At 59.7% G+C, this 17082-nt stretch carries 22 protein-coding genes; 11 read left to right on the plus strand and 11 right to left on the minus strand.

Annotated features, from left to right (window positions below):
* Positions 1-17: 17 nt before the first annotated feature.
* From murA to AC2LD7_RS03950, 8 genes are all read right to left on the minus strand, one after another.
* Complete coding sequence (murA, locus tag AC2LD7_RS03915; protein ID WP_484596546.1) at positions 18-1283, minus strand: UDP-N-acetylglucosamine 1-carboxyvinyltransferase; 1266 nt, start codon at positions 1281-1283, stop codon at positions 18-20.
* 102 nt (positions 1284-1385) lie between these two features.
* A complete protein-coding gene (locus AC2LD7_RS03920) occupies positions 1386-1625 on the minus strand; it encodes a BolA family protein (protein WP_255983162.1) in 240 nt (79 codons plus the stop codon).
* 94 nt (positions 1626-1719) lie between these two features.
* On the minus strand, positions 1720-2202 hold the full coding sequence (locus AC2LD7_RS03925; protein WP_484596547.1) for a phosphate-starvation-inducible protein PsiE: 483 nt from the start codon (positions 2200-2202) through the stop codon (positions 1720-1722).
* Positions 2202-2528 carry an STAS domain-containing protein gene (locus AC2LD7_RS03930; protein ID WP_484596548.1) on the minus strand — a complete coding sequence of 109 codons (327 nt, stop codon included), beginning with the start codon at positions 2526-2528 and terminating at the stop codon, positions 2202-2204. Before AC2LD7_RS03930 ends, AC2LD7_RS03925 begins: the two co-directional genes overlap by 1 nt.
* The gene (locus tag AC2LD7_RS03935; RefSeq protein WP_484596549.1) at positions 2521-3171 is read right to left on the minus strand and encodes an MlaC/ttg2D family ABC transporter substrate-binding protein; all 651 of its coding nucleotides are present in this window, start codon (positions 3169-3171) and stop codon (positions 2521-2523) included. Before AC2LD7_RS03935 ends, AC2LD7_RS03930 begins: the two co-directional genes overlap by 8 nt.
* Before the next feature lie 11 nt (positions 3172-3182).
* On the minus strand, positions 3183-3641 hold the full coding sequence (gene mlaD, locus AC2LD7_RS03940; protein ID WP_484596550.1) for an outer membrane lipid asymmetry maintenance protein MlaD: 459 nt from the start codon (positions 3639-3641) through the stop codon (positions 3183-3185).
* Positions 3641-4405, minus strand: a complete 765-nt coding sequence (mlaE, locus tag AC2LD7_RS03945) for a lipid asymmetry maintenance ABC transporter permease subunit MlaE (protein ID WP_484596658.1) — start codon at positions 4403-4405, stop codon at positions 3641-3643. The genes mlaD and mlaE overlap by 1 nt, the downstream gene beginning before the upstream one ends.
* 25 nt (positions 4406-4430) lie before the next feature.
* Positions 4431-5246 (minus strand): ATP-binding cassette domain-containing protein, encoded by an 816-nt coding sequence (locus AC2LD7_RS03950; RefSeq protein ID WP_484596551.1) that lies wholly within the window; start codon positions 5244-5246, stop codon positions 4431-4433.
* 248 nt (positions 5247-5494) lie between these two features.
* Here AC2LD7_RS03950 and AC2LD7_RS03955 point away from each other — a divergent pair, with 248 nt between their 5' ends.
* From AC2LD7_RS03955 to AC2LD7_RS04000, 10 genes are all read left to right on the plus strand, one after another.
* A complete protein-coding gene (locus tag AC2LD7_RS03955) occupies positions 5495-6469 on the plus strand; it encodes a KpsF/GutQ family sugar-phosphate isomerase (protein WP_484596552.1) in 975 nt (324 codons plus the stop codon).
* Positions 6470-6991 carry a KdsC family phosphatase gene (locus AC2LD7_RS03960; protein WP_484596553.1) on the plus strand — a complete coding sequence of 174 codons (522 nt, stop codon included), beginning with the start codon at positions 6470-6472 and terminating at the stop codon, positions 6989-6991.
* Positions 6992-6999: 8 nt separating this feature from the next.
* Positions 7000-7572, plus strand: coding sequence for an LPS export ABC transporter periplasmic protein LptC (gene lptC, locus AC2LD7_RS03965; protein ID WP_484596554.1), 573 nt, complete (start codon positions 7000-7002; stop codon positions 7570-7572).
* A complete protein-coding gene (lptA, locus tag AC2LD7_RS03970; RefSeq protein WP_484596555.1) occupies positions 7559-8107 on the plus strand; it encodes a lipopolysaccharide transport periplasmic protein LptA in 549 nt (182 codons plus the stop codon). Before lptC ends, lptA begins: the two co-directional genes overlap by 14 nt.
* Complete coding sequence (gene lptB / locus AC2LD7_RS03975) at positions 8107-8832, plus strand: LPS export ABC transporter ATP-binding protein (RefSeq protein WP_484596556.1); 726 nt, start codon at positions 8107-8109, stop codon at positions 8830-8832. Before lptA ends, lptB begins: the two co-directional genes overlap by 1 nt.
* A 147-nt stretch (positions 8833-8979) precedes the next feature.
* The gene (locus AC2LD7_RS03980; RefSeq protein ID WP_484596557.1) at positions 8980-10488 is read left to right on the plus strand and encodes an RNA polymerase factor sigma-54; all 1509 of its coding nucleotides are present in this window, start codon (positions 8980-8982) and stop codon (positions 10486-10488) included.
* Positions 10489-10567: 79 nt separating this feature from the next.
* Positions 10568-10876, plus strand: a complete 309-nt coding sequence (gene hpf / locus AC2LD7_RS03985; RefSeq protein ID WP_255983188.1) for a ribosome hibernation-promoting factor, HPF/YfiA family — start codon at positions 10568-10570, stop codon at positions 10874-10876.
* 6 nt (positions 10877-10882) lie between these two features.
* Entirely contained in the window at positions 10883-11347 is a 465-nt protein-coding gene (ptsN, locus tag AC2LD7_RS03990) for a PTS IIA-like nitrogen regulatory protein PtsN (RefSeq protein ID WP_484596558.1), read from the plus strand.
* A 134-nt stretch (positions 11348-11481) separates the two neighbouring features.
* Positions 11482-12339 carry an RNase adapter RapZ gene (gene rapZ, locus AC2LD7_RS03995; protein ID WP_484596559.1) on the plus strand — a complete coding sequence of 286 codons (858 nt, stop codon included), beginning with the start codon at positions 11482-11484 and terminating at the stop codon, positions 12337-12339.
* Positions 12340-12347: 8 nt separating this feature from the next.
* Complete coding sequence (locus AC2LD7_RS04000) at positions 12348-12620, plus strand: HPr family phosphocarrier protein (RefSeq protein WP_484596560.1); 273 nt, start codon at positions 12348-12350, stop codon at positions 12618-12620.
* A gap of 106 nt (positions 12621-12726) precedes the next feature.
* On the opposite strand, the gene pmbA is transcribed toward AC2LD7_RS04000, so the two are convergent.
* Entirely contained in the window at positions 12727-14073 is a 1347-nt protein-coding gene (pmbA, locus tag AC2LD7_RS04005; RefSeq protein WP_484596561.1) for a metalloprotease PmbA, read from the minus strand.
* A 110-nt stretch (positions 14074-14183) separates the two neighbouring features.
* On the opposite strand from pmbA, the gene yjgA reads away from it, so the two are divergent.
* Positions 14184-14705: a ribosome biogenesis factor YjgA gene (gene yjgA / locus AC2LD7_RS04010; protein ID WP_484596562.1), complete on the plus strand. Its 522-nt coding sequence runs from the start codon at positions 14184-14186 to the stop codon at positions 14703-14705.
* 66 nt (positions 14706-14771) lie between these two features.
* Here the strand turns inward: yjgA and tldD are convergent, their stop codons facing one another.
* Positions 14772-16214 carry a metalloprotease TldD gene (tldD, locus tag AC2LD7_RS04015; protein WP_484596563.1) on the minus strand — a complete coding sequence of 481 codons (1443 nt, stop codon included), beginning with the start codon at positions 16212-16214 and terminating at the stop codon, positions 14772-14774.
* Between the two features lie 2 nt (positions 16215-16216).
* On the minus strand, positions 16217-17062 hold the full coding sequence (locus AC2LD7_RS04020; RefSeq protein WP_484596564.1) for a carbon-nitrogen hydrolase family protein: 846 nt from the start codon (positions 17060-17062) through the stop codon (positions 16217-16219).
* Positions 17063-17082 lie beyond the last annotated feature (20 nt).

Consider the following 17082-nt stretch of genomic DNA (forward strand, 5'->3'; position numbering starts at 1 on the left):
CCCCGACATGGTTTGGATTAGCCCGGCACGCGGCGGATCTTGGCGCCCAGCAGCTGCAGTTTTTCCTCGATGCACTCGTAGCCCCGATCGATGTGGTAGATGCGGTCGATCAGCGTATCGCCCTCGGCCACCAGACCGGCGATGACCAGGCTCGCCGAGGCGCGCAGGTCGGTCGCCATGACGGGCGCACCTTTGAGCTTCGATACACCGGTAACGATGGCGGTATTGCCTTCGACGAGTATCTGCGAGCCCATGCGGTTCATTTCGTACACGTGCATGAAGCGGTTTTCGAACACCGTCTCGATGACCGTGCCGGTGCCTTCGGCGACGGCGTTCATGGCGATGAACTGCGCCTGCATGTCGGTGGGAAATGCCGGATACGGCGCCGTACGGACGTTGACCGCTTTCGGCCGGTTGCCCTTCATATCCAGCTCGATCCAGTTGCTGCCGGTATCGATATGGGCACCCGCTTCCTCGAGTTTGTGCAGTACCGCCTCGAGCAGCGTGGCATCGGTATCCTTGAGCTTCACGCGACCACCGGTTGCGGCAGCGGCCACCAGGTAGGTGCCCGTCTCGATGCGGTCCGGCATTACGCTGTAGCGCCCGCCGCCGAGGCGCTTCACGCCGTCGATGGTGATCGTGTCGGTGCCGGCACCGGAAATCTGCGCGCCCATGGCGTTGAGGAAGTTGGCCAGGTCGACCACTTCTGGCTCACGCGCGGCGTTTTCCAATACGCTGCGGCCGTTCGCCAGCGCCGCGGCCATCATGATGTTCTCGGTACCGGTCACGCTGACGATATCGAAGAAGAAATGGGCGCCGCGCAAGCCGCCAGCCGGCGCCTTGGCCTTGATGTAGCCGCCCTCGACATCAATCTGTGCACCCATCGCTTCCAGGCCGCGAATGTGCAGGTCCACCGGACGCGAGCCGATGGCGCAGCCACCTGGCAGCGCGACTTCTGCTTCACCGAAGCGCGCGACCATGGGGCCTAGCACCAGAATCGAAGCACGCATGGTCTTAACCAGCTCATAGGGTGCGACCAGCGTCTGAATACTGCTGGCGTCGACTTCAACGCTGAGTTTTTCATCGATGACCGGTTGCACGCCCATGCGACCGAACAATTCGATCATAGTGGTGATGTCATGCAGGTGCGGCAGGTTGCAGACGGTTACCGGGGTATCGGCAAGCAAGGTAGCCGCCAGAATGGGCAGGGCCGAGTTCTTGGCACCGGAGATGCGAATCTCGCCATTGAGGCGGGCACCGCCGGTAATGATCAATTTATCCATGAATGTTCCCGTAACCCGCAGGCTCGAAGCACTGTCGAAGAGGAGCCGTACGCGGGTTCAAGGACTGCGCACTGGCTGGAATATGTCTATCGTGACCGGCAATCAGCTACGCGCAAGCCAGTCAGCACGGCTGAAGAACTTCATGGTGACGGCGTGGATGCTACCGTCGCCGATCCAAGGATTCAGATGAGCATAAATTTGCTGTTGGCGCTTGACCGGGCTCAAGCCGGCCAACTCATCGCTGATCACGTTCAGCTGGAAGTTGCAGCCTTCGCCCTCGACTTCCACCTGAGCACCCGGAAGCTTCTCTTCCAGAAAATTTTTAACTTCTACAGCCTGCATGTTCAACCTCGATCGGCGCCGGACGCGCGCGGCCGGCCATCATACAAAAAAGCCCGAAGGCTGCGAACCCCGAACCCGCACGGGCTGACGAAGCTCACTCGAGCGTTTCCGCCTCGCTGTCGCGCGGACGCTGATGCCGGTTGCCGGCAGCTACCGCTGGGAATTTCGACGAGGCAAAGCGAACGACCAGTATCGCCACCGCTAGCAGCAGGATGGCTCCGGAAATATAGACCACACCCATGTCCGGACGATGATGATGCGAAACATCCGAGATCAGCAAACGAGTCAGCGCGGTAATAGCTACGTAAATAAGGAAGCGCACGGGCATATGGTTGGTCTTGAAATAAATCCCAACCATTGCACCGAGTTCTAGATAGATGAACAGCAGCAGGATGTCATCGACGCTGATGCTGCCTTTCTCGATCATGCCCAGAAACGCCACCAGCCCCGCCCAGGCAGTGACCGCACCGATAGCGAACAGCGACAGATAATGAAAAGTTTCGACCAGGAGGTTTCCCAGCGACTCGGCCACTGCGTGAACTTTGCCGCGCATTGATTCCGCCCAGCGCAATAGCATCAGTCCGCTTCCTGTGTTTCGTCTGCCAACGAAAGTACATCCAGCAGGCCAGACACCCTGGCGATTTCATGCATATCGCTGGGCATACCGACGATAGCCACCTCTCGACCCGACCCGATTGCATCGCGAGTAAAAGCCAGCAGCAGGGAAAGCCCGACGCTGCTGGATTTTTCCACTGACGAGCAATCGATCAGCAGCCGTTCGCTTTTAATCGCACGAATCAATGCCTGCCCGTCGCGGCGCAAAGCCGGGCCGGACTGGTAATCGAGCACGCCGGAGAGCCGCAGCTCGCCGCCAGCCCCCCTTTCGACGCGCCCGTCACTCATCGCCCGCCGCCTGCTGACCGGCTTCGGTGTCCTTGGCCCGCGCGACCACTTCGGCCCAGCCATCGATGGTCTTATCCAGATCACCATTGTTTTTCTGCATGGCGTCGGCGAACTGGTCGCGGAACAGCTTGCCAATGTTGATGCCGTTGATGATTACATTGCGAACCAGCCACTCACCGTTGTGATTGACCATGGTGTAGGAGACCGGATAGATCTCGCCCTGGCGACCCGTCACTTCCATACCGACGCTGGTGCGCTCCGGATCCTGCTTGCCGCTCGCTGGCAGCACTCGGATCTGCTGATTGTTGTACTCCAGCAGGGCGTTGCCGTAGAACTGCATGAGGCTACGCTTGAAGTTCTCCTGAAAGCGCTTCATTTGCTCAGGGCTGGCGCTGCGTGAGTATTTCACCGTCATGATGCTGCGGGAAATACCCTCGGCATCCACTGCCGAGCCGAGAATGTCGTTGAGCGAGTCGTAGAAGGCATTCGGATCCTGACGGTATTGCTCCTTGTTGGTCTTGAGGTCGGCGAGCAGTTCATCTGTGGTCCGCTGGATCACTTCGTGGGCGCTCGGGGCCGCCTGAACCAGCAGAGGCAGGGCAGCGAGCAATACCAGCAAGCCGCGACGCAGGGCAGTCATCATATGAATACTCCTCACTCTTTATTTACGGAATTGAGTAGAAATTTGCCGATCAGGTCTTCCAGCACCAGCGATGACTGGGTATCACGAATGGTATCGCCGTCGCCCAGTGTCTCTTCTTCGCCACCCACGCTAATGCCTACATATTTCTCGCCCAGCAGCCCGGCGGTCAGAATCGAGGCGGTGGAGTCGGTCGGCAGGATATCGACATCCTTCTGCACTTCCAGCGTGACACGTCCGGTATAGCTCTCGCGGTCCAGGTCGATTGCGGTCACTTTACCGATGGTCACGCCGGCCATGGTGACCTTGGATCTGACACTGAGACCGGCAATATTGTCGAAATAGGCGTAAAGCTTATAGGTGTCAGTACTGGCGGCATTCAGCCCGCTGACCCGCAGCGATAGCAACAGCAAAGCCAGCACGCCCGCCAGAAGGAACAGGCCAACACCGATTTCCAGGGTGCGGATACGCATCAAAAATCTCCAAACATCAACGCGGTCAGAATAAAGTCGAGGCCGAGTACCGCCAGCGAGGCGTAGACCACGGTTCGGGTAGTGGCGCGGCTGATCCCCTCGGAGGTCGGCTCGCAATCGTAGCCCTGGAAAACCGCGATCCAAGTGACTACCACAGCGAATACCATGCTCTTGAATACTCCATTGAGTACATCCGAGGTAAAGGTGACGCTGTTCTGCATATTGGCCCAGAAAGAGCCTTCGTAAACGCCAAGCCAGTCCACCGCAACCATCGCACCGCCCCAGATACCGACCACATTGAAAATCACGGTCAGCAACGGCAGCGAGATGAAACCGGCCCATAGCCGCGGCGCAATGATGTACTTCAGCGGATCGACGCCGATCATTTCCAGGCTGGACAATTGCTCGGTGGATTTCATATTTCCGATCTCAGCAGCCAGTGCCGAACCGGCGCGCCCGGCGAACAGCAGTGCGGTGACCACCGGCCCCAGCTCGCGCAGCAGCGTGAGGGCCACCATCTGTCCCACCGCCTGTTCGGAGCCATAGCTGCTGAGAATGCTGTAGCCCTGCAGCGCCAACACCATCCCGATGAATATTCCCGACACCACCACGATTGCCAGCGACAGCACGCCAACCGAGTACAACTGCCTGATCAGCAGGGAAAAACGATTGCTCAAGCCACTAGGGCCGAACAGGGCGTGGAACAGGAACAGCGTCGCACGGCCCTGCGCGGCGACCACATTCATGCCGGCTTCACCGAGCATACGGACTCGTTCGATCAAGGAACGCTTACGCACCGGAGCCTCGCAACAGGTCGTCGGCATAGGCCGGTGCAGGAAAATGGAAAGGCACCGGACCGTCTGCCGCGCCTCTCATGAACTGCTGGATCCGTGGGTTGGCCGACTCGCGAAGCTCGGCAGGCGTACCCTGCCCGAGCACTTGGCCATCACCGACCACATAAATGTAATCGGCGATGCTGGCGGTTTCGGCCAGATCGTGAGAAACCACGATACTGGTGATACCCAGCGCATCGTTGAGCAGGCGAATCAATTGCACCAGAACACCCATGGCGATAGGGTCCTGGCCAGCGAAGGGTTCGTCGTACATGAGAATCTGCGGATCCAGCGCAATGGCGCGCGCCAGGGCCACACGACGTTTCATCCCGCCAGATAACTCATCAGGCATCAGCTCGATCGCACCCCGCAGGCCTACCGCCTGGAGCTTCATCAGAACGATGTCGCGAATCATCTCTTCTGGCAGTTTGGTATGCACGCGCAACGGAAAGGCGACGTTTTCAAAGACATCGAGATCGGTGAACAGCGCACCGCTTTGAAACAGTACGCCCATCTGCTTGCGCATATCGAACAGCTCCCGACGCGACAGGGTCGGCAGATTGGTTCCCGCCACCCACACCTCGCCGCTGGCCGGCTTGAGCTGGGCCGCGATCAAGCGCAACAGTGTCGTCTTGCCGCAGCCGGACGGCCCCATGATGGCCGTCACTTTGCCCTGCGGTATGACAATATCGACGTTGTTGAAAATGCTCCGCTCCCCGCGCTTGAAGGTGACACCCTTCAGCTCGACGGCGTTAGCGTTGGCGGCGCTCATTGGCTCTCCTTGGCTACAGTCTGCGAATCAGACGCCCCCCAGTGTTCCGGAGTTACTTCGCGCGACCGTTTTCGGCGGCGAACTATAGCACCGCGCTGTCGGCCTCCCCAACACGCGACTGTGTCGGCGCATGAGCGAGAGTGCCACTCCCAGCCAGAGTTCAGGTTCGTACCCACTGTAGCTTTTCGGTGAGTAGCGATCGGATTGCCGCTATAATCCCGCGTTTTCATTCAGGCAACGATGTGACCATGAGCCAAAGCAGCCAGCTGATCGAGACTGCCCAGCGCACTATCCACATGGAGATAGAGGCGGTCGAAGAACTCAAAACACGCATCGACGATCAATTCGTCAAGGCTTGCGAGCTTATCCTCGGCTGCAAGGGGCGCGTCGTCGTGGTCGGCATGGGCAAGTCGGGCCATATCGGCAACAAGATCGCCGCCACGCTCGCCAGCACCGGGACCACCGCATTCTTCGTTCATCCGGCCGAAGCCAGCCATGGCGACATGGGCATGATTACCCGCGACGACGTCGTCCTCGCTCTGTCCAACTCGGGTACCACCAACGAAATCGTGACACTGCTGCCGCTGATCAAACGCCTCGGCATTACGCTGATCAGCATGACCGGCAACCCCGATTCGGTGCTCGCCAAGGCAGCAGCGGTCAATATCGACGCCAGCGTCGCCATTGAAGCCTGCCCGCTGAACCTGGCACCCACATCCTCGACCACCGTCAGCCTAGTACTCGGCGATGCATTGGCGATCGCCCTTCTGGAAGCGCGCGGCTTCACCGCGGAAGATTTCGCCTTTTCGCACCCTGGCGGCGCGCTTGGCCGACGCCTGCTGCTCAAAGTCGAACACGTGATGCACTCAGGTGACCGCCTGCCTCAGGTCAACCGGGGTACTTCGCTACGCGACGCACTGCTGGAGATGACCCAGAAAGGTCTCGGCATGACCGTGGTCATCGAGGACGACGGCAGCCTGGCCGGGGTATTCACCGACGGCGACCTGCGTCGCACTTTGGATAAAGGCATCGATGTACGCCAGACCAATATCGATCAGGTGATGACCCTCCACGGCAAGACAGCCAACGCTGACATGCTTGCTGCCGAAGCCCTGAAAATCATGGAAGACAGCAAGATCAGTGCGCTGGTAGTGGTCGACGATAATGACCATCCCGTCGGCGCGCTCAACATGCATGATCTGTTGCGCGCAGGAGTGATGTAAATGAACGATTTACTGCGACGCGCCCGCAATATTCGCCTGGCCATTTTCGACGTCGACGGTGTGCTGACGGATGGCAAGCTGTACTTCCTGGTCGATGGCAGCGAGTTCAAGACCTTTAACACACTCGACGGCCACGGCATCAAGATGCTGATCAACTCTGGGGTGAGCACCGCGATAATCAGCGGCCGCAAGACACCTGTGGTCGAACGCCGTGCACAGAATCTGGGCATCCAGCATCTCTATCAGGGACGCGAGGACAAGTTGGTGGTCCTCGATGAGCTGCTCGCCGAACTCGGAATCGGCTACGCTGAAGTCGCCTATCTGGGTGACGATCTGCCAGACCTGCCGGTAATCCGCCGGGTGGGCCTGGGCATGGCCGTCGCCAGTGCCGATGCCTTTGTTCGCCAGCACGCTCACGGAGTCACCAGCGCCCGCGGCGGCGAGGGCGCTGCTCGAGAGTTCTGCGAACTGATCATGCGTGCCCAAGGCAGCCTCGAAGCCGCTCAGGCCGCCTATCTCTAGAGGTTTCAATGCTGAGCAGAATCCGTTTCCCTGCCATCCTGCTGTTGATTGCGCTATTTCTCGTCGCGATCGGCTATTGGAACATTCGCCCCGAGAGTTTCATGCAGGAACCGACTGCGGCCACAGGTGAGGAATCGCCGATCGACTTTTACGTAACCAACTCCAGAACCGTCCAGTACCAACCGGATGGCAAGCGTAACTACGAACTGTCTGCGGAGAAAGTTGAGCACGTCAAGGCCAGCGACGTGAGCCTCCTGACCCGACCCGACTTGCATTCTTATCGCGGCACCGAGTTGCCATGGCACGTGACCAGCGAGCGCGGCGAAGTCGGCCCACAGGGTGAGGAAGTGGAGCTGATCGATAACGTCAGGATCGAACGCAACGATGCCAAGGGGCGTCCAACCGTCATCACCACCAGCCGAATGACGGTGCTCCCCGAGAAGGATTATGCCGAGACCCGCCAACCCGTTAGAATCGTCGCCGCAAACGGTGTGACCACCGCCACGGGCATGAAAGCGTATCTGAATGAAGGCAGGATGCTCCTGCTATCCAACGTAAGAGGCCAGCATGAGCTGCGTTAAGACTTTCCCCTTCCTGCTCGGCTTGAGCATTTTTCTGTTCGGCTCGAATGCCCATGCGCTTCCTGAAGACCGCAACCAGCCGATCCGCGTCCAGGCCGACACCGCGGAATTAGACGATCGACAGGGCGTTGCCGTGTATCGCGGCGATGTGGTCATTACCCAAGGCACCATGAAGATCACTGGCAATACCGTGACCATTACGCAAAACAAGAATGGCGATGTCGAGGTTTTCACCTCCATCGGCAAGCCTGCCTATTACGAGCAGAAGCCAGCGGTGGACAAGGAAATCGTCAAGGCTTACGGCCTGACCATCCAGTATTTCGCAGCGAATGAGCGCATCGTCCTGATCGATCAGGCGAAAGTCGTTCAGGAAGGCAACACCTTCGAAGGCGAGAAGATCGTCTATGACACCCAGCGTCAGATCGTCAACGCCGGCCGAGCCACCAATACCGACGTAACCACCCCGCGTCCTCGCGTGGACATGGTCATCCAGCCGCGCAACAAAGACCAGCCGGCAGCGGAGCAGACCGAGTAATGGCGATTCTCAAAGCCCAGCACCTGGCAAAAAGCTACAAAAGCCGTCAGGTCGTGCGTGATGTAAGCCTGTCCATCGAGAGTGGTCAGATTGTCGGTTTGCTTGGACCGAACGGCGCCGGCAAGACCACCTGCTTCTATATGATCGTCGGGCTGGTAAAAGCCGATCAGGGTCGCGTGCTGATCGACGAGCAGGATGTCACCCACCTCCCCATGCATGGCCGTGCCCGCGCCGGCATCGGCTATCTGCCACAAGAAGCGTCGATCTTTCGCAAACTGTCGGTATCCGACAACATCATGGCGATTCTCGAAACCCGCAAGGACCTGGATCGCAGCGGTCGCCAGCAGGCGCTGGAAAGCCTGCTGCAGGAGTTCCACATCAACCACATCCGTGACAGTCTCGGCATGAGCCTGTCCGGTGGTGAACGGCGCCGCGTGGAGATTGCCCGCGCACTCGCCACCGCTCCCAAGTTCATCCTCCTCGACGAGCCCTTCGCCGGCGTCGACCCGATCTCGGTCGGCGACATCAAGCAAATCATTCATCACCTCAAGGCCAAGGGCATCGGCGTACTCATCACCGATCACAACGTGCGCGAGACGCTAGACATCTGCGAGACCGCTTACATCGTCAACGATGGCCAACTGATCGCCGAGGGTGACGCGGAGACGATCCTGGCCAACCAGTTGGTCAAGGAAGTTTACCTCGGACACGAATTCCGTCTCTGATGTGATTTTTCCGCTCACACCGTCGCACGGGACTAGGCAAAGGCTTCGTTGGCAGGCATATAATTTGCTTATAGCGGGCGTGCACAGCGCCAGTGAAATCGGAACAGGCGCGGTTGCGCCGGCAAATAAGGTTCGAAGTCCTCTGCCATGAAACCATCGCTAGTCCTGAAGATGGGCCAGCAGCTGACGATGACACCGCAGCTGCAACAAGCCATACGGTTGCTCCAGTTATCCACGCTCGATCTCCAGCAGGAGATACAGGAGGCGCTGGACTCCAATCCCATGCTCGAGCGCGAGGAGGATGGAGACGACTTCGATAACTCCGATCCGATGGCCGAGTCGATCGAGAAGAAACCTGAAAGCACCTCGACCGAGCAGGACACGCCGGACAATCACTTCGAAGAGCCCATCAATACGGTGGAAAACCTCGAGGAAGGCGATTGGGGCGATCGTATTCCCAATGAGCTGCCGGTGGACACCGCCTGGGAAGACATCTACCAGACCAGCGCCAGCAGCCTGCCCAGCAATGACGACGACGAGTGGGACTTCACCACCCGCACGTCCATCGGTGAAAGCCTGCAGAGCCATCTGCTCTGGCAGCTCAATCTCGCCCCGATGAGCGATACCGACCGTCTCATCGCCGCAACGCTGATCGATTGCATCAACCCGCAGGGTTACCTCGACGAAACCCTCGAAGAAGTACTCGAGTCGTTCGATCCCGAGCTGGAAATTGAACTCGATGAAATCGAAGTCGTGCTGCGCCGCATCCAGCAGTTCGAGCCCGCCGGCATCGGGGCGCGCGATTTGCGCGAATGCCTGCTACTGCAGCTGCGCCAACTACCCGAGCGAACGCCTTGGCTGGGCAAAGCGATACGTTTGGTAAGCGATCAGCTGGAGATACTCGGCAGCCGCGACTACAGCCTGCTGATGCGCCGCATGAAGCTCAAGGAAGACGAGCTCCGCCAAGTGGTCGATCTAATCCAGACGCTCAATCCGCGTCCCGGCTCGCAAATCGAAGCGAGCGAGCCGGAATACGTCGTGCCCGACGTAATCGTGCGCAAGCACAACGAGCGCTGGCTGGTCGAGCTGAATCAGGATGCGATGCCGCGCCTGCGGGTGAATGCCCAATACGCAGGCTTCGTCAAACGAGCCGACTCCAGCGCCGATAACACCTTCATGCGCAACCAATTGCAGGAAGCGCGCTGGTTCATCAAAAGCCTGCTCAGCCGCAACGAGACGCTGATGAAGGTCGCCACGCAGATCGTCGAACACCAGCGCGGCTTCCTCGATCACGGCGATGAAGCCATGAAACCGCTGGTGCTGCACGACATTGCCGAAGCGGTGGGCATGCATGAGTCGACGATCTCGCGGGTCACCACGCAAAAATACATGCATACACCGCGCGGCATCTACGAGCTGAAATATTTCTTCTCCAGCCACGTCAGCACGGCCGAAGGCGGCGAATGCTCGTCCACCGCCATCCGCGCGATCATCAAGAAGCTGGTGGCGGCGGAAAACCCGAAAAAGCCATTGAGCGACAGCAAGATCGCTGGTTTACTGGAGGCACAGGGTATTCAAGTTGCACGCCGCACCGTCGCCAAGTACCGCGAATCATTGGGTATCGCGCCGTCCAGTGAGCGTAAGCGGTTGTTGTAATGCCAGGCGACCTGGTCGATCTCTTCCGGTGACGGGCGCGCAGCCCGTCAATTCGCACGTGGCAAAAAGGAGATGCAGTATGCAAGTCAACATCACTGGCCTTCACCTGGAAATCACAGAAGCCCTGCGTGACTACGTCGAGGAGAAATTCGAGCGCCTGGAAAGACATTTCGATCGCATCATTGCCGTCCAGGTGATTCTGCAGGTCGAGAAACTCAGACAGAAAGCCGAAGCCACGCTGCACGTTGCCGGGCGCGAAGTCGTCGCCAACGCAGAACATGAAGACATGTACGCCTCCATAGACCTGCTTGCCGACAAGCTCGACCGGCAGCTCATCAAGCACAAAGAAAAACAGCTCGACCATAACCAGGGTGCCCTCGCTCGCTGACCCATCATGATCCGAATCGAAAATATCCTGACCCCCGGACGTTCCTTGGTGAACGTATCGGGTGGCAGTAAGAAACGCGTCCTGGAACAGATCGCCAAAGTAATTGGCCAAGACCTTCCAGACCTTGATTCCCAGACCATCTTCGAAAGCCTCATTGCCCGCGAAAAGCTCGGCTCTACCGGCTTCGGCAACGGCATCGCCATCCCGCACTGTCGCATGCCCGGCTGCGTGTCGCCGCTCAGCGCGGTGCTGCGGCTCGACGCACCGGTTGACTTCGACGCCATCGACGGTGCACCGGTCGATTTGCTATTCGTACTGCTGGTACCGGAAGCCGCGACCGACGAACACCTCGAACTGCTTCGCCAGATCGCCAGCATGCTGGACCGTGAGGAAGTGCGTGAACGCCTGCGCAGAGCCGCCACCGGACAGGACCTGTATCAGACCGTCGTCGATATTCAGAGCGGTAGTTAGCGCAACGGCATGGCCGATCGCCCCGCGCAAAGTGAGGAAAGAGACGTGTCCGTAACCTGCCAACTCCCAACCCAGCAGCGTATGCAGCACGGCTCGTGCGTTCGAGTCCGCACCCTGTCGAACCTCGCTCCGCAATGCGCCTGATCATCGTCAGTGGCCGCTCCGGGTCAGGCAAGAGCACGGCGCTCAATGTGCTTGAGGACAACGGCTTTTACTGCATCGACAACCTTCCCGCCGGGCTACTTCCAGAGCTGGCGGAGCGAGCGTTGCTGCATACCGAACTGTTGCATCCGCAGGTCGCTGTCTCTATCGATGCGCGCAATTTACCAAGCCAGCTGAAGCGCTTTCCCGAACTGCTCGATGAGGTCCGCGCGCGGCACATTCAGTGCGATGTTTTGTATCTGGATGCGGCGGACGAGACGTTGCTCAAGCGCTTCTCGGAAACTCGGCGAAGGCACCCGCTGACCAACGAAAACCGCTCGCTGGCCGAGGCCATCCATGACGAGGAGCTGTTGCTTGCTCCCATCATCGATCATGCCGACTTGAAACTCGATACGACGAACCTCAACCTCTACCAATTGCGAGACACGCTGAAACTGCGTCTGCTGAACAAGCCTGAACCGGGCACGGCGTTCCTCTTCGAGTCCTTTGGCTTTAAGCGCGGCATGCCGGTAGATGCCGACCTGGTATTCGATGTGCGATGCCTACCCAATCCGTACTGGAAAGCCGAGCTGCGCGATTTTTCCGGACTGGACCAGCCTGTCGTCGACTACCTCTCTATGCAGGCCGATGTTGAAGAGATGTTCCAGGACATCTTCGCCTATCTGAACAAATGGCTGCCGCGGTTCGCCGCCAGCAATCGCGCCTACGTTACCGTTGCCATCGGCTGTACCGGCGGGCACCACCGCTCGGTCTATCTGGCGGAGCGACTCGGCCAGGCACTGCGCGAGACCCTGAAGAACGTTCAGGTACGCCACCGCGACCTGGCTTAGGAATGCATATGCCGTCTTGCGAAATCACTATCATCAACAAACTGGGCCTGCATGCCCGTGCGGCAGCCAAATTCGTTGGTGTCGCCAACCAGTTCCCCTGCGATGTCCGCGTCGGGCGCTGCCCTGCCAGTTTGATCGATGGCAAGAGCATCATGGCGGTGATGATGCTCGCTGCGAGCAAAGGCACCATCCTGCACCTGCACGCCAACGGCGAACAGGAGCAGGAGGCGATCGATGCGCTGATCGCACTGATCGAAGATTTTTTCGAGGAAGGCGAATAGAGCAGCTGGAAGCTGGAAGCAAAACAGTGTCAAGCCCGGCCAAACCCTTTCAAACTTAGCGTCTTTTCCGTCCAGCTTTCCAACCTACAGCGCTGTTATCGTCTTTTCAGCTTCCCGCTACCTTCATTCGCTCGATCAGCACCGAGCCGGTATGGATGCTGCTGCGTGTTTCGACATCGCAGCCTACCGCGACGATCTGCCGGAACATATCGCGCAGGGTGCCGGCAATCGTGACTTCCTGGACCGGGAACTGGATTTCCCCGTTTTCGACCCAGAAACCGCCAGCGCCGCGCGAATAGTCGCCTGTGACCAGATTCAGCCCTTGCCCCATCAACTCGGTGACCAATAGCCCGCGCCCCATGCGGCGGATCAGTGCCGCCTGATCCTCGTCGCCGTGGGATACGAAGAGGTTATGCACACCGCCGGCATTGGCCGTGCTGGGCATCCCGAGTTTGCGTCCGGAGTAGGTTCCCAACACATAGGACAAGAGCTTGCCATTCTCGACGAACGGCTTGGCATAGGTTGCCAGACCATCGCCGTCATAAGCCGAGCTGGCCAGCCCGCGCAGCAAGTGGGGACGCTCGTCCAGGCTCAGCCACTCGGGGAACAGCGTCTGTCCCAGCGCGTCCTCCAGGTAGGAGGACTTGCGATAAAGATTACCGCCGGAAATCGCGGCGAGAAAATGACCGAACAGACCAGTCGCCAACTCTGAAGAAAACAGAACAGGGACATCGCAGGTCGGCACGGGACGAGCGCCGAGGCGGCGAACGGCACGTTCTGCGGCGCGACGGCCGATCGACTCGGCTGAGGCCAGATCACCGGCGACACGGCTGACATCATAGTGATAGTCGCGCTGCATTTGCCCCTCGGCCTCGGCGATCATCACACTACTAAGGCTGTGGCGAGTGCTGCAGTAGGCACCGATGAAACCGTTGCTGTTGCCATAGCCGCGGCAACCCTGATGAGTACTCAGACTGGTACCGTCGGCATTGAGGATACGCCCGTCGGTGGCGAACGCGGCCGCCTCACAACTGAGCGCCAGCTCGATGGCCTCATCTGGGGCTATGTCCCAAGGATGATAGAGCTCCAGATTCGGTGTGTCCTTCGCCATCAGAGCAGGGTCGGCGAGCCCTGCGAACTCGTCCTCCGAAGCATGCTTGGCGATCGCCAGGGCCGCCGCCACGGTTTCGCGAATCGCCTCGTCGCCGGCGCCCGTAGTACTCGCCGACCCTTTGCGTTGCCCGACGTACAGTGTGATGCCGAAGCCTTGATCGCGGTTGAATTCGACCGTCTCCACTTCCCGCTGGCGGACCGTGGTAGACAGACCCTGCTCCATCGAGACGGAAACCTCGCAGGCACTGGCGCCCTGTCGGCTGGCCTCTTCGATGATCCGCGCAACTTTTTCGCGCAGCCCGGGCAATGCGTGCGGACCAATCCCCTCTACTTCACTCATAAAACACTCCAAACCACTGATTCGATCAAGTCGCAGCCTGCAGAGCTCAGCTTGGAGCTCCACCGCAAGGCTGCTGTTATCATGGCGGCATTTCCTACTGGACCAGCCCCATGTCTGATATTTCCGATCTCGACGACTTCGAGGAAAAAAGCAAAACCCAGGTAAAGCGTGAGCTGCACGCACTCCAGGACCTGGGTGAGCGCCTCACCACATTCAAGTCCGACGTGCTCGATCGCCTGCCGCTCACCGATGCGTTACGCAAGGCGCTGGCCGATGCGCCGAAGCACACCGCGAATATCGCGCGCAAACGCCACCTGCAATACATCGGCAAACTAATGCGTGATCAGGACATCGAAGGCATCCTGGCCCTGGTCGACCAACTCGACGCATCCACTCGCCAATACAACGAACGCTTCCATGCATTGGAACGCTGGCGCGACCGCCTGATCGCCGGCAACGACGAAACCCTCGAAGCCTTCGTTACCGAATTCCCCGAAACCGACCGCCAACAGCTACGCAGCCTGATTCGCCATGCCCAGCACGAAGCAGCGCGGAACAAGCCGCCAGCGGCCAGCCGCAAAATTTTCAAATACATCCGCGGGCTGGACGAGACACAGCGCGGACTGCGTTGAAAGCAGCTTCAGGCTACAAGCTTCAGGCGGCAGGCAAAGCGCCCACCGTGCCGGCCTGCAGCCGCTTTACGCACCCGTCCCTCCGACCGTAATTCCGTCGATCTTCAGGGTCGGCTGACCAACACCGACCGGCACCGACTGCCCATCCTTTCCACAGGTGCCGACACCGCTGTCCAACGCCAGGTCGGTACCGACCATCGAAACCTTGTTCATCACGTCCGGGCCATTGCCGATCAACGTAGCTCCTTTGACCGGCGCGGTGATTTTGCCGTCCTCGATCAGATAGGCTTCGCTGGTGGAAAACACGAATTTGCCGCTGGTGATGTCCACCTGCCCGCCGCCAAGGCTCGCGCAATAGATGCCTTTCTTCACCGAGCGGATGATCTCTTCCGGGTCGCTTTCGCCCGCCAGCATGTAGGTATTGGTCATCCGTGGCATCGGCAGGTGCGCATAGGATTCGCGCCGGCCATTGCCGGTTGGTGCTACGCCCATCAGTCGAGCGTTGAGCTTGTCCTGAATATAGCCCTTGAGTATTCCGTTCTCGATCAAGGTCGTGCACTGGGTTGGTGTGCCTTCGTCGTCGACGCTCAGCGAGCCGCGACGGTCGGCCAGCGTGCCGTCATCGACAATGGTGCACAGCTTCGAAGCGACCTGTTGCCCGATACGGCCGCTGTAGGCCGAGCTGCCCTTGCGATTGAAATCGCCTTCAAGCCCATGGCCGACTGCCTCGTGCAGTAACACGCCAGACCAGCCGGGACCAAGCACCACCGGTAGCGTGCCGGCCGGTGCCGCCACTGCGTCGAGGTTCACCAGCGCCTGTCGCAGCGCCTCACGGGCATAGCCCATCGCGCGGTCTTCGTTGAGAAAGTATTCATATCCGGTACGTCCGCCGCCGCCCTGCCCGCCGCGCTCGCGACGCCCGTTCTGCTCGACGATGACGCTCACGTTGAAGCGCACCAGCGGCCGTATGTCGGCAGCCATGCCGCCATCCAACCCTGCCACCAGAATGTGCTCCCAAACACCTGCCAGACTTACCGTGACCTGCTTGATTCGCGGATCCAGCGCCCGCGTGGCGACGTCGATACGCTTGAGCAACTCGACCTTCTCCGCACGGTCGAGTCCATCCAGCGGATTGTTCTGGCTATACAGCGGCGCAAACGCAGCCTTCGAAAGCACCTCGACACGCCCTTGGTGGCCGCCACGGGCAATTGAGCGAGCCGCTTCAGCTGCTTGGCGCAACGCATCGGCGGTGATCGCATTGCTGTAGGCGAAGCCGGTTTTCTCGCCAGACAGCGCTCGTACGCCAACGCCCTGTTCCAGGTGAAAGCTACCTTCCTTGACGATGCCATCTTCCAGCATCCAAGACTCGGTGACCTGGTCTTGGAAATACAAGTCCGCCGCGTCGATGCCAGGGCCGGCCAGTTCGCCGAGCAAGCCCGGTAAATCATCGATACCCAGCCCGCCCGGTGTCAGCAGGCGCTCGGTGACAGGTAACAGCAGTTCACTCATATCTACTCCAAAGTGCGCGATGCGATACGGGGCGCGGTGAAACGACGATGGCTCAGCAGCGGCATGCGCTGGCGCATCGCAGCCTGCTCGGCCGTGTCACGGGCGGCGGTCAGTGCGGCTTCGCCTGTCGCCTGTTCGCTCAGCACGCGGCCCCAAAAATCTACGATAGACGAGTGCCCGTAGGTCAGTCGTCCGCCAGGGTGTTCTCCTCCCTGCGCTGCGGCCAGCATATAGCATTGCGTCTCGATGGCCCGCGTGCGGACCAACATCTCCCAGTGCGCCTGACCGGTTACCGTAGTGAAGGCCGAAGGCGCGCTGATCAGCTCAGCACCAGCCAGGCGGAGGGCCGAATACAACTCGGCGAAGCGCAGGTCGTAGCAAACGGTCATCCCCAACCGGCCGACCGGTGTATCGATCACTACCAGCCGCTCGCCCGCGGCATAATCATCTGACTCACGGTAACGGCCACGTGCATCACTGACTTCGGCATCGAACAGATGCAGCTTGTCGTAACGCGCAACGCGCTGGCCCTGGTCATCGACGAGTAACGAGCAGGCCCGGACCTTCGCTTGCGGTCGATCATCCGGAGGGAGCGGCAGCGTGCCGGCCACTATCCATAACCTGAGGTCGCGTGCGACCTGTTTCAACCACGGGAGTATCGGCCCAGCGCCCTCGGCTTCGGCCCGGCCGACCGCCGGTAGGTCGGTGCGGCCCATGGCAGCGAAATTTTCCGGCAACACGGCCAGTCGGGCACCGGAATCGGCAGCCTGCTCCAGCAGCTTTTTGGCAGTGACGAGGTTCGCTTGTATATCGGCCTGACTGGCCATCTGGATCACAGCAAAAGTCATGCTTGAAACCCTAGGCGGCG

The sequence above is a fragment of the Stutzerimonas sp. genome (assembly GCF_982611455.1).

Coding starts and splice junctions, on each gene's coding strand:
- murA (WP_484596546.1), bottom strand. CDS start 1,283: ATGGATAAATTGATCATTACCGGCGGTGCCCGCCTCAATGGCGAGATT.
- AC2LD7_RS03920 (WP_255983162.1), bottom strand. CDS start 1,625: ATGCAGGCTGTAGAAGTTAAAAATTTTCTGGAAGAGAAGCTTCCGGGT.
- AC2LD7_RS03925 (WP_484596547.1), bottom strand. CDS start 2,202: ATGCTATTGCGCTGGGCGGAATCAATGCGCGGCAAAGTTCACGCAGTG.
- AC2LD7_RS03930 (WP_484596548.1), bottom strand. CDS start 2,528: ATGAGTGACGGGCGCGTCGAAAGGGGGGCTGGCGGCGAGCTGCGGCTC.
- AC2LD7_RS03935 (WP_484596549.1), bottom strand. CDS start 3,171: ATGATGACTGCCCTGCGTCGCGGCTTGCTGGTATTGCTCGCTGCCCTG.
- mlaD (WP_484596550.1), bottom strand. CDS start 3,641: ATGCGTATCCGCACCCTGGAAATCGGTGTTGGCCTGTTCCTTCTGGCG.
- mlaE (WP_484596658.1), bottom strand. CDS start 4,405: ATGCTCGGTGAAGCCGGCATGAATGTGGTCGCCGCGCAGGGCCGTGCG.
- AC2LD7_RS03950 (WP_484596551.1), bottom strand. CDS start 5,246: ATGAGCGCCGCCAACGCTAACGCCGTCGAGCTGAAGGGTGTCACCTTC.
- AC2LD7_RS03955 (WP_484596552.1), top strand. CDS start 5,495: ATGAGCCAAAGCAGCCAGCTGATCGAGACTGCCCAGCGCACTATCCAC.
- AC2LD7_RS03960 (WP_484596553.1), top strand. CDS start 6,470: ATGAACGATTTACTGCGACGCGCCCGCAATATTCGCCTGGCCATTTTC.
- lptC (WP_484596554.1), top strand. CDS start 7,000: ATGCTGAGCAGAATCCGTTTCCCTGCCATCCTGCTGTTGATTGCGCTA.
- lptA (WP_484596555.1), top strand. CDS start 7,559: ATGAGCTGCGTTAAGACTTTCCCCTTCCTGCTCGGCTTGAGCATTTTT.
- lptB (WP_484596556.1), top strand. CDS start 8,107: ATGGCGATTCTCAAAGCCCAGCACCTGGCAAAAAGCTACAAAAGCCGT.
- AC2LD7_RS03980 (WP_484596557.1), top strand. CDS start 8,980: ATGAAACCATCGCTAGTCCTGAAGATGGGCCAGCAGCTGACGATGACA.
- hpf (WP_255983188.1), top strand. CDS start 10,568: ATGCAAGTCAACATCACTGGCCTTCACCTGGAAATCACAGAAGCCCTG.
- ptsN (WP_484596558.1), top strand. CDS start 10,883: ATGATCCGAATCGAAAATATCCTGACCCCCGGACGTTCCTTGGTGAAC.
- rapZ (WP_484596559.1), top strand. CDS start 11,482: ATGCGCCTGATCATCGTCAGTGGCCGCTCCGGGTCAGGCAAGAGCACG.
- AC2LD7_RS04000 (WP_484596560.1), top strand. CDS start 12,348: ATGCCGTCTTGCGAAATCACTATCATCAACAAACTGGGCCTGCATGCC.
- pmbA (WP_484596561.1), bottom strand. CDS start 14,073: ATGAGTGAAGTAGAGGGGATTGGTCCGCACGCATTGCCCGGGCTGCGC.
- yjgA (WP_484596562.1), top strand. CDS start 14,184: ATGTCTGATATTTCCGATCTCGACGACTTCGAGGAAAAAAGCAAAACC.
- tldD (WP_484596563.1), bottom strand. CDS start 16,214: ATGAGTGAACTGCTGTTACCTGTCACCGAGCGCCTGCTGACACCGGGC.
- AC2LD7_RS04020 (WP_484596564.1), bottom strand. CDS start 17,062: ATGACTTTTGCTGTGATCCAGATGGCCAGTCAGGCCGATATACAAGCG.